This is a genomic window from Halalkalibacterium ligniniphilum (genome assembly GCF_000334155.1).
In the GTDB taxonomy this organism is placed as follows: domain Bacteria; phylum Bacillota; class Bacilli; order Bacillales; family Bacillaceae_D; genus Halalkalibacterium; species Halalkalibacterium ligniniphilum.
Genome location: NZ_ANNK01000010.1, coordinates 24,878 through 35,385, shown reverse-complemented (window position 1 = coordinate 35,385; position 10,508 = coordinate 24,878). Strand labels below are relative to the sequence as shown.

Sequence of the window (10,508 nt, the reverse complement as noted above, 5' to 3'; positions counted from 1 at the left end):
GGTTCTTTCTTTCCTTGACTCGCTATGTAACAGCCAATCTCTCCCCGTGGTGACTCAATTCTCACGTAGGTTTCTCCTACTGGCGGTTTGATGATTCGTGGTGTTTTTGCCATGATCGGACCTTCAGCTGGAAACTGGGCCAGTGCCTGCTCGACGATCTTTAGCGACTCTTCCATTTCCGCCATCCGGCAAAGATATTTCGCCCAGCAGTCCCCTCCCTCTTGAACCGGAATGTCAAAATCAAAACGGTCATAAATGGAATACGGTTCGTCCTTTCGAAGGTCAGCTTTTATCCCTGTGCAACGAAGATTGGCACCACTTAACGAGTATTGCAAAGCTTCCTCCTTCGTATAGGTACCCACACCTTTGACACGGCTCACAAAGATTTCGTTCCCTGTAACGAGCTCATGATACCCGTTAAGCTCCTTGCGCATGTACGGAACAAAGGCAGCAACCTTTTCTAGCCATCCTTCAGGCGCATCCCATTTCACCCCGCCTACCCTCATGTAATTGAAGGTTAGCCTTGCCCCTGATAGCTCATTGAGGAGATTAATAATCGCTTCACGCTCGCGGAATGCATATAAAAATGGGCTCATGGCGCCTATATCAAGTAAATATGTACCAAACCAAACGAGGTGACTTGCTACACGACCAAGCTCCATAACAATGACACGTAGGTATTCTGCCCGCTCAGGCACCTCTAAATCCATCATTGTCTCAACTGCATGGCAAATGACGTAATTATTCGTCATCGCTGAAAGATAATCCATCCGATCGGTGTAGGGGATAATTTGTGTATATTGTAATTTCTCCGCAAGCTTTTCTGTTCCTCTGTGCAAATAGCCAACAACGGGGGTCGCCTCTTTGATGATTTCTCCATCAATTTTTACGACAAGACGAAACACTCCATGTGTGCTTGGATGCTGCGGACCTACATTTAATAGCATTTCCTCTGTTCGAATCATTGGTTAGACCTCCTCATCATGAGGCTCATAGTCCTTACGTAGGGGATGACCGACCCACGAGTCTGGCATCATAATCCGCGTTAAATTCGGATGCTCTGTAAAGGTGATCCCTAACAAATCATACGTTTCTCGCTCTGGCCAATTGGCACCTTGCCACAAGGGCGTGAGCGAAGGAATCACAGGCTCATCCCGCTCAAGCTTTACTTTTAGGACAACATTTTCTTTTTGTGTAAACGAATAAAGATGATTGTAAAGCTCCATATGAGTCTCGTAGTCAATCCCGTGAGAGTCTGATAAATAGTCAAAATGGAGCTGCTCCTTTAAGCATTGAGCCACTTGAAAATACGTCTCTTTTTTCGCAACAAGGGTTGGTACCTCTTTCGCCAAGCGGTTTATATAGGCAGCTTCTAAGGCCTCATCTCCAATCCTTTCTTGAATCATTTTGATGTACTTGTTAAGCAACGGTTCATTTATAGATGGTGGCGGTGGCTTCTCTTCAACCTGTTCTTCACCTCCAGCTTTGGTCCGTGCTTTTGCCGCAGCGGCGGCTTTCGCCTTGGCAACTGCCGCTGCTTTAGCTTTCGCGATTTCTTCAGGGCTTTTTTCTTCCACTTCTTTTTCTCGCTGTTTTCTCAATGCGGCGGCTTTTGCCTTCGCTGCTGCCGCTGCTTTGGCTTTCGCTAATTCATCGCTCACCGGCTCACCCTCTTCCCGGGCTTCGCCTGCTTGCGAATTTTTTCTTGGAGTTTATTAATGCCATAGATGAGGGCTGCAGGGTTTGGAGGACAACCAGGTATGTACACATCAACTGGAACAATTTGGTCAACACCTTTGACAACAGCGTATGACTTCACATACGGACCACCAGCGGTTGCACAGGACCCCATGGCAATCACCCACTTAGGCTCGGGCATTTGATCATAGAGGCGACGTAGGATGGGGGCCATTTTCTTGGTGACCGTACCGGATACGATCATGCAATCAGACTGACGTGGTGAGGTGCGAAAGATTACACCAAAGCGGTCTTGATCATAATGGGATGCACCCGTTCCCATCATTTCAATGGCACAGCAGGCAAGGCCAAATGTAAGGGGCCAAAGGGAGTTGCTTCGAGCCCATCCTTTTACTTGTTCCAATGTCACAAAGAAAACATTCTGCTCTAATTCAGCTTTTTCCGCCTTCGTTAAGGAGCTCAAATCTAAATCCATGTTAACACCTTCTTCTTCCAAGCATAGAGTAAACCGATGATAAGCATGAACATAAAAATAACCATTTCTATGAGAGCAAAGAGACCTAAGTCATCATAAGCAACAGCCCACGGATATAAAAAAACAGCTTCCACATCAAAGAGGACAAAAAGAAGGGCAAACATATAGTAACGAACATTGAATTGGACCCAGCTCCCACCTGTTGGTTCGATTCCACTTTCATAGGTTGTTTGCTTTTCTGAGCTTGGTCGATGAGGACGTAGAAGCTTTCCCAACGTTAAAGCTATAAGAGGTAGCAATATTCCGACTATTACAAAAACAGAGACGACAATGTAGTTATTTTGATAGAGATTTTCCATGCCATTCAACGCTTTGGCCCCCTCTACAACAAAGTCTTCTTCTAAATATAGCAAACTTATGTAATCGCCTTCATTATAACAAATCGTCTAGCCTGTGTCGACCGCCACAGTTTTGCCATATTTAACGATAAGAGCCCCCTCTTTCCTTTTAAATCAATGGTTTTATGAATCCATTAATAGATTGGAAAAAATGGTAAAAATTCTTATTTTCGTATGTGCTCTATTTATATGCTCCCAATCGGATCATTACCTTCATTTGCTTTTTTAACGGACATGTCATCCTCTAATTGTGAAAAAACGCTCTTGATATTACTCGATCCGGGCTTAGGATCCCTTATTTAGTCAAAGCCCCTGTTCATTAGCCATACTTTCTGCAAATAGCCCAGTACACTTCTAGCCTACAAACGTATCTTTTTTCACATAAAAAGGAACCTGTGTCCGCTTCAAAAGCGACAAGCTCTCCAACTCTCTGAAGGACAAACAAAATTTGGCTTTTCGTTAAGTTTGTTCCTCCTTTTCTTGCGATGATGGCCAAAACAAAAAGGAGTTTGGTCTATGGCCAACAACTCCTTTTTATGTCCATACGAACTTCTATTTCTCAGCAACTTCGATGCGATTGATCGCACGTCGTAAGGAAAGCTCAGCTCGCTTATGGTCGATTCCATCTTGCTTTGCATTATTGATGCGCTTTTCAGCACGTTCCTTTGCAGAACGAGCGCGCTCAACGTCGATGTCTGAAGGCAATTCAGCTGCTTCCGCCAATATCGTTACTTGGTCTGGACGAACTTCTACGAAGCCCCCACTCACTGCAACAAAATCAACATTCGCATCTTTCTTTAAGCGCACAGCTCCAACTGTAAGCGGAGCGACAAGGGGGATGTGACGAGGAAGGATACCGAGTTCACCTTCAACCGTTTTTACACTCACCATATCCACATCGCCTTCGTACACTTTGCCATCAGGAGTTACAACGTTGACATGTAATGTTGGCATTGTAAAACCTCCTTTTTGCAAAACTCCCTGTCTAAGTCAAAACGAAAAAGCGTCTTCCGCACGCATCACTAAAACACGTGACGGTTCTTCCACATATACAGGGAGCGAGTGCTAAGCAACCCGCTCTTCTGCGCTATGTGACACAAATGAGTCATTACGCCATTTGCTTCGCTTTTTCAACAACCTCTTCGATACGTCCAACAAGACGGAATGCGTCTTCTGGAAGATCGTCATACTTACCTTCAAGAATTTCTTTGAAGCCTTTGATTGTTTCTTTTACAGGTACGTATGAGCCTGGTTGTCCCGTAAACTGCTCAGCTACGTGGAAGTTTTGAGACAAGAAGAACTGGATGCGACGTGCACGGTGTACGACTAGCTTGTCTTCTTCTGAAAGCTCATCCATACCGAGGATCGCGATGATATCTTGAAGCTCTTTGTATTTTTGTAGGGTTTGCTGTACTTGACGAGCAACGCTATAATGCTCTTCTCCAACGATTTCTGGAGTAAGGGCACGAGATGTTGACGCAAGTGGGTCAACGGCAGGGTAAATCCCCATCTCAGATAGCTTACGCTCAAGGTTTGTTGTTGCATCTAAGTGCGCAAATGTTGTTGCAGGAGCCGGATCCGTGTAGTCATCGGCAGGTACATAAATCGCTTGGATTGATGTAACAGAACCGACTTTCGTTGACGTAATACGCTCCTGAAGCTGACCCATTTCCGTAGCAAGTGTTGGCTGGTAACCAACCGCTGATGGCATACGTCCAAGAAGGGCCGATACCTCAGAACCTGCTTGTGTAAACCGGAAAATGTTGTCGATGAAAAGAAGAACGTCCGCACCGTCTTTGTCACGGAAGTGCTCGGCCATTGTTAGTCCAGTAAGCGCAACACGCATACGCGCACCAGGTGGCTCATTCATCTGACCAAATACCATCGCCGTCTTCTTGATAACGCCAGAATCAGTCATTTCATGATAAAGGTCATTACCTTCACGTGTACGCTCACCAACACCAGCGAATACTGAGATACCGCCGTGCTCTTGAGCGATGTTGTTGATAAGCTCTTGGATAAGAACCGTTTTACCTACACCGGCACCTCCGAAGAGACCGATCTTACCACCCTTAATGTAAGGAGCAAGTAAGTCTACAACTTTAATCCCTGTTTCAAGGATTTCTGTTTGGTTTGATAACTCTTCGAATTTCGGAGCTTGACGATGAATTGGATCACGCTTTGCATCTGCGGCAATCGGTTCATCCAAGTCAATTGTTTCACCTAAGACGTTGAAGACACGACCAAGTGTTACTTCACCGACAGGTACAGAAATTGGCGCACCTGTGTCAACAACTTCCGTTCCACGAACAAGTCCGTCTGTAGAACCCATCGCTACCGTCCGAACGGTGTCGTCACCAAGATGTAACGCCACTTCAAGTGTTACCTTGACGTCAACCGCATTTTTATCTGAACCCTTTTGCTCAATCGTTAATGCGTTATTGAGTGCAGGTAACTGTCCACTGTTGAATTTTACGTCAACAACTGGACCCATTACTTGAGTAATGCGACCTGTATTCATAATTTTCCTTTCCCTCCTAATGGCTACACGCCATGTTTTTGCTGATAAACAACAGCTCTTTGCTCTTTGCTCGTTGTTCTCCTGCAGTCCCTTTTGGTTTTTTCAAGGTAAAAGGGAACCCTCCTATTGGCTACACGCCAATCTTTTATGTGTGTGGGCTGGTGTGACCCTTTGAGTGAATCACACCCTATTGACCCGAAAAAATTTATTCTAATGCTGCGGCACCGCCGACAATTTCGGTGATTTCCTGAGTAATTGCCGCTTGACGCGCTCGGTTGTAAGAGAGCGTCAACTCATCAATTAAAGCAGATGCGTTATCGGTAGCCGCACTCATTGCTGTCATTTTCGCACCAAATTCACTGGCTTTTGCATCAAGCAAAGCACCAAAAATAAGGCTTTCTGCGTACTGTGGCAGCAATTGCTCTAAAATCACCTGCTCGTTTGGTTCATACTCATAAGAAGCGTTGCTCTCATTTTCAGACAGGTCTGTTAATGGGAGAATTTTTTTCTCTGTTACTTGTTGAGTAATTGGGCTCACAAAATGGTTGTACCAAATGTATAGTTCATCAAATAAACCATCTGCGAACATTTCAACCGTTGTACGAGCAATGTTCTTAATATCATTGAATTCCGGTTGGTCCGGTAAACCAACGATTTCCTGCATGACTGGAAGATTGCGTCTTTTAAATAAATCACGACCGATTCGACCCATAACGATGATTCCATACTCATCTGGAGACTTGTGTCGCTCATTAATTTTGTTAAAAAGAGCACGCGTGATGCTACTGTTATACGCTCCAGCTAGCCCACGGTCTGACGTAATGACAATGTAGCCTGTCTTTTTCACAGGGCGTTCTTCAAGCATCGGATGAGAAACATCTGTGCTGCTTGTAGCAATACTTGCAACCACCTCACGAATTTTTTCCGTGTACGGTAAAAACGACTGAGCGTTTTGCTGGGCACGGTTCAATTTCGCAGCTGCAACCATTTGCATCGCTTTTGTGATTTGTTTTGTCTTTTTTGTCGACGTAATCCGTGATTTAATATCCCGTAATGAAGCCATACTATTTCACCACCTTTTCGCAAAAACTGGTTCACTTACACCGCTTAGTTTTTAGAAACGTTGAAGCCTTTTTTAAATTCTTCAATCGCAGCTTTGAACTCACTATCTTCTGGAAGGTTACCAGTCGTGCGAATGTGCTCAAGTAATTCTTTCTTATTATGATCAAGGAACGTGAATAGATCCGCCTCAAAACGTTGAACATCTTCGAGAGGAATATCATCTAAGAAGCCATTAATAAGTGCGTAAATAATCGCTACTTGCTTCTCTACTGGAAGTGGTTGGTGAAGTCCTTGCTTTAAGACCTCAACTGTACGTTGACCACGATTTAGCTTCGCTTGTGTTGCTTTATCAAGGTCTGAACCAAATTGCGCGAAAGCTTCAAGCTCACGGTATGCAGCAAGGTCAAGACGCAGGGAACCAGAAACTTTTTTCATTGCTTTAATTTGGGCAGATCCCCCTACACGTGATACGGATAAACCTGCGTTAACCGCCGGACGCACCCCTGAATAGAAAAGGTCAGATTGTAAGAAGATCTGGCCATCTGTAATGGAGATAACATTCGTTGGAATGTAGGCAGATACGTCACCTGCTTGCGTTTCAATGAAAGGTAGAGCCGTAATCGAACCGCCACCCTTTGCATCGCTTAGCTTCGCTGCACGCTCTAAGAGACGAGAGTGAAGGTAGAATACATCCCCTGGGAATGCTTCACGACCTGGAGGACGACGTAAAAGTAGTGAAAGCTCACGGTATGCAGCTGCTTGTTTTGAAAGATCATCATAGATCACAAGCACGTGCTTGCCGTTGTACATGAATTCTTCTCCCATTGATACCCCTGTATACGGTGCAAGGAAAAGAAGTGGTGCAGGCTCAGATGCACCTGCAGAAACGACAATTGTATAATCAAGGGCGCCACGTTGACGTAATGTTTCGACAACGCCTGAAACCGTTGATTCTTTTTGACCAATTGCAACATAAATACAAATCATGTCTTGGTCTTTTTGGTTAATGATCGTGTCAATGGCAATCGATGTTTTACCTGTTTGACGGTCACCGATGATTAACTCACGCTGACCACGACCAATTGGAATCATGGAATCAATTGATTTGATCCCTGTTTGAAGTGGTTCGTGAACCGATTTACGGTCCATAACCCCTGGAGCTGGACTTTCAATTGGACGAGTTTTTGACGTTTCGATTGGACCTAAACCGTCAATTGGTTGACCTAATGGATTGACAACGCGTCCTAGCAGTTCTTCTCCAACTGGGACTTCCATGATGCGGCCAGTTCGCTTAACCTCGTCCCCTTCACGAATGCCTGAATATGGTCCTAAAATAATAATCCCGATGTTGTTCTCTTCAAGGTTTTGAGCCATCCCCATAACCCCGTTCGAGAATTCAAGGAGCTCACCAGCCATGACATTTTCGAGGCCATGAGCAAGGGCAATCCCGTCACCGACACGGATAACCGTTCCTACATCTTGAACTTGAACATCAGACTGAAAATTTTCAATCTGTTGCTTAATAAGAGAGCTAATTTCCTCTGGTTTAATGCTCATTTCATTCACCCCTATCTTCTACTAACGTTTCCCTACAATGAGTTCACGTTGCAGGCGGTCAAGTTGACCTTTGACACTTCCATCGTAAATACGGTCCCCAATTCGAATCTTGAGTCCGCCAATAAGGTCTTTTTCCACCACGTTTTCAATGAGTAATTCATCTTTTCCTAATTTCCGTGCAAAAAGCTCAGAAAGCTGCTTCTTCTCTTCGTCTGTTAATGGCTTCGCAGAGAGTACTTTTGCTTCAGCAATGTTTTGCGCTTCATAAGAAAGAGTTTTGAATTTATTAATAAATGGAATAAGAATGTCAGTACGTCTGCGTTCAATCAGCAAGTAAAGCGTTTGAAGAACCGTCTCGCTTAGTGCTTCATTAAAGCTTGTGCGAATCAGTTCTTGCTTTTTTTCTACCGCTATTTTGGGATGATTTAACACATCCATGACGGCAGGTGTAGCAGCAATGACGTCTTTTACAAGCTGAAGCTCGCTTCCAACTTGCTTAACTGTACCTTTTTCTTGAGCCACCTGAAAAAGAGCAACAGCATAACGATTCGCTACCGCATGGTTGCTCATAGCTCTTCGCCTACCTCTTTAAGATATTCCTGAATAAACTTCTCTTGTTCTTTCTCATCAAGCTCTTTTTCAATCACTTTTGTAGCAATGAGAACGGATAGGGAAGCAACTTGCTCGCGTAGGGAAGCGACTGCTTGTTCTTTCTCACGTCCGATTTCAGCAAGAGCTGCATCCTTCAAACGTTCTGCCTCATCACGAGCTGCTTTAATAATATCTTGACCTTGTTGTTCACTAAGCTTTTTCGCATTTTGAATAATTTCTTGTGCTTCTTGACGAGCTTTCTCTACCTCTTTGCGTTGTTCTTCGAGGTACTGTTGAGCCGCTTTGCGATCTTTTTCAGCAGAATCAATTTGTTCATTAATCATTTCTTCGCGCTTTTGCATGACGCCCATTAATGGCTTAAGGGCAAACTTGTTTAGAAGCGCTAAAAGGGTAAGAAAAGCAACTAATTGATATATAATCGAACCCCAGTTAATATCAAACAAATGGAGCCACTCCTTTCTGTGACGATACATAAGGAATGGCGAAGGTTCAAAATAGAACGCTGTCGCCATTTTTACCTATTTTGCCGACATGATATTATGGAAAATCACAACGACGATTATTGGAATAAAAGTAAGAATGAAATAACGATCGCGATAATCGGAACCGCCTCTGCAAGAGGTACCCCGATGAACATAAGTGTTTGTAAAGTTCCGCGGAGTTCTGGTTGACGAGTGACACCTTCTAAAGTTGCTTTTACGATTAATGCTACCGCGATAGCACCACCTACCGCTGCTAAACCTGCCGCGATTCCAGCTGCTAATAAAGACATAATAAAATCCTCCTTGAAAATTCAAATTTTAGTTAATAATATTTAAACGCTCAAAAAAACGAGCATTGTTTAATGATGTTCAACCTTATGTGCCATGTACACCATTGCAAGCATCGCAAAAATATATGCTTGAAGGGTACCAATAAACATACCGAACGCTTGCCATAGAATCGTTGGCAGAAACGCTCCAAAAGCTCCCATTACTCCAGAGGTTCCTAAACCTACGAGTAATATCATTAAAATTTCCTTTGCATAAACGTTACCGAAAAGACGCATGCCTAATGTTAACGTATTGGCAAATTCTTCGATGATTTTAAATGGAAGCAAAAATGGTACAGGACGGATATAGTCCTTTGCATACTCACCGAAGCCTTTTAGCTTAATGCCATAGTAGTGTGTCATTAAGATAACGAGAGCGGCCAAGCTCAACGTTAATGCTGGGTCAGAGGTTGGTGACTTCCACCAAACTTCATGCGTATTTTTATTATAAATTTCAAATGGAATCCCGAGCATATTCGACACAAACACAAAGAACAACAATGTGAAAGCAAGAGCGGTAAAGCGACCTCCTGTCTTCCAATCCATATTTGCTTTAATGATGCCTCGAACGAAGTCAATGACCCATTCCAAGAAATTTTGTAACCCGGAAGGTCTCATGGCTAAGCGTCGTGACCCTATGTAACAAATGAGGAACACGATAATACAAGCTACCGTTGTCATTAAGACGGTGGACATGTTAAACGTCAAACCCATAAATTCTCTTATAGGAGATTCATGCATAATCTCACCTCTTTCGCACAAATTGTAATATCAAATCTAATAGGATAATGACATAAATCAGGGAAAACCCTGCAATGACTGAAAGTAAATGAATGTTCTCAGGAAACTTTAGGGCAAGCGCTACAGCCGTAATCGCCAAACCAATCCGAATCACCATTCCCAAACTTGCCATGCCATATGAAAGGAGAGATTTTTTAGACGTTTCAGCTGAGAATCCGCCTATGATAACTGCCTTTCTGTAGGTTGTCCAAAGATTTAAAAAGCCAAAAAAAAGACCTACAAAAAATCCAAGGAAATAGGATGGGTAGGGTGTTAAAGCATAACCGATTAGGGAGAGTACAGCCAAGCTTCCTAAAACAAAGGAGTATCCTTTCATCTTTGTCTGCAAAGCGGTCATGAATCATCGTCTCCTAAAAACGGTTGAATTACTTTGTAAACGCCATAAAAACCACTGCCAAGCCCGAGCAAGAGAAAAAATATGAGGAAAAAAGGCTTTGCACCGAAGCGTTCCCCTAACCAAGAACCAATAAGGACACCAACAGTGACGCCGCCGGCAATATAAGAGGAAACAATCGAGACGAGCACCATTGCTCGCCATGGATTCCGATTTTTAGATGGCATGATACCGCTCCT

Annotated in this window: 14 protein-coding genes; all 14 read right to left on the bottom strand. The window is 43.7% G+C overall.

Features of this window, described 5'->3' with window-relative positions; translation table 11 throughout:
• A partial coding sequence (locus BLT_RS0101175) for an NADH-quinone oxidoreductase subunit D (protein WP_017726005.1) occupies positions 1 to 965 on the bottom strand: 965 nt, incomplete at its 3' end.
• Positions 966 to 968: 3 nt separating this feature from the next.
• Positions 969 to 1,661, bottom strand: coding sequence for an NADH-quinone oxidoreductase subunit C (locus BLT_RS21150; RefSeq protein ID WP_017726004.1), 693 nt, complete (start codon positions 1,659 to 1,661; stop codon positions 969 to 971).
• Positions 1,658 to 2,173 (bottom strand): NuoB/complex I 20 kDa subunit family protein, encoded by a 516-nt coding sequence (locus BLT_RS0101165; protein ID WP_017726003.1) that lies wholly within the window; start codon positions 2,171 to 2,173, stop codon positions 1,658 to 1,660. The genes BLT_RS21150 and BLT_RS0101165 overlap by 4 nt, the downstream gene beginning before the upstream one ends.
• Complete coding sequence (locus BLT_RS0101160) at positions 2,164 to 2,532, bottom strand: NADH-quinone oxidoreductase subunit A (RefSeq protein ID WP_026104922.1); 369 nt, start codon at positions 2,530 to 2,532, stop codon at positions 2,164 to 2,166. The genes BLT_RS0101165 and BLT_RS0101160 overlap by 10 nt, the downstream gene beginning before the upstream one ends.
• A gap of 591 nt (positions 2,533 to 3,123) precedes the next feature.
• The gene (locus BLT_RS0101150; protein ID WP_017726000.1) at positions 3,124 to 3,525 is read right to left on the bottom strand and encodes a F0F1 ATP synthase subunit epsilon; all 402 of its coding nucleotides are present in this window, start codon (positions 3,523 to 3,525) and stop codon (positions 3,124 to 3,126) included.
• Positions 3,526 to 3,679: 154 nt separating this feature from the next.
• Positions 3,680 to 5,092: a F0F1 ATP synthase subunit beta gene (gene atpD, locus BLT_RS0101145; protein ID WP_017725999.1), complete on the bottom strand. Its 1,413-nt coding sequence runs from the start codon at positions 5,090 to 5,092 to the stop codon at positions 3,680 to 3,682.
• A 205-nt stretch (positions 5,093 to 5,297) separates the two neighbouring features.
• Entirely contained in the window at positions 5,298 to 6,155 is an 858-nt protein-coding gene (gene atpG, locus BLT_RS0101140) for an ATP synthase F1 subunit gamma (protein WP_017725998.1), read from the bottom strand.
• Positions 6,156 to 6,199: 44 nt separating this feature from the next.
• Complete coding sequence (atpA, locus tag BLT_RS0101135; RefSeq protein ID WP_017725997.1) at positions 6,200 to 7,711, bottom strand: F0F1 ATP synthase subunit alpha; 1,512 nt, start codon at positions 7,709 to 7,711, stop codon at positions 6,200 to 6,202.
• Positions 7,712 to 7,732: 21 nt separating this feature from the next.
• Positions 7,733 to 8,281, bottom strand: coding sequence for a F0F1 ATP synthase subunit delta (locus BLT_RS0101130; RefSeq protein ID WP_017725996.1), 549 nt, complete (start codon positions 8,279 to 8,281; stop codon positions 7,733 to 7,735).
• On the bottom strand, positions 8,278 to 8,796 hold the full coding sequence (gene atpF / locus BLT_RS0101125; RefSeq protein ID WP_051045205.1) for a F0F1 ATP synthase subunit B: 519 nt from the start codon (positions 8,794 to 8,796) through the stop codon (positions 8,278 to 8,280). The genes BLT_RS0101130 and atpF overlap by 4 nt, the downstream gene beginning before the upstream one ends.
• 86 nt (positions 8,797 to 8,882) lie before the next feature.
• A complete protein-coding gene (atpE, locus tag BLT_RS0101120) occupies positions 8,883 to 9,095 on the bottom strand; it encodes a F0F1 ATP synthase subunit C (protein WP_017725994.1) in 213 nt (70 codons plus the stop codon).
• 69 nt (positions 9,096 to 9,164) lie between these two features.
• Positions 9,165 to 9,875, bottom strand: coding sequence for a F0F1 ATP synthase subunit A (gene atpB / locus BLT_RS0101115; RefSeq protein WP_017725993.1), 711 nt, complete (start codon positions 9,873 to 9,875; stop codon positions 9,165 to 9,167).
• 4 nt (positions 9,876 to 9,879) lie between these two features.
• Positions 9,880 to 10,272, bottom strand: a complete 393-nt coding sequence (locus tag BLT_RS0101110) for an ATP synthase subunit I (RefSeq protein ID WP_017725992.1) — start codon at positions 10,270 to 10,272, stop codon at positions 9,880 to 9,882.
• Complete coding sequence (locus BLT_RS0101105; protein WP_017725991.1) at positions 10,269 to 10,496, bottom strand: AtpZ/AtpI family protein; 228 nt, start codon at positions 10,494 to 10,496, stop codon at positions 10,269 to 10,271. The genes BLT_RS0101110 and BLT_RS0101105 overlap by 4 nt, the downstream gene beginning before the upstream one ends.
• Between the last annotated feature and the right edge of the window lie 12 nt (positions 10,497 to 10,508).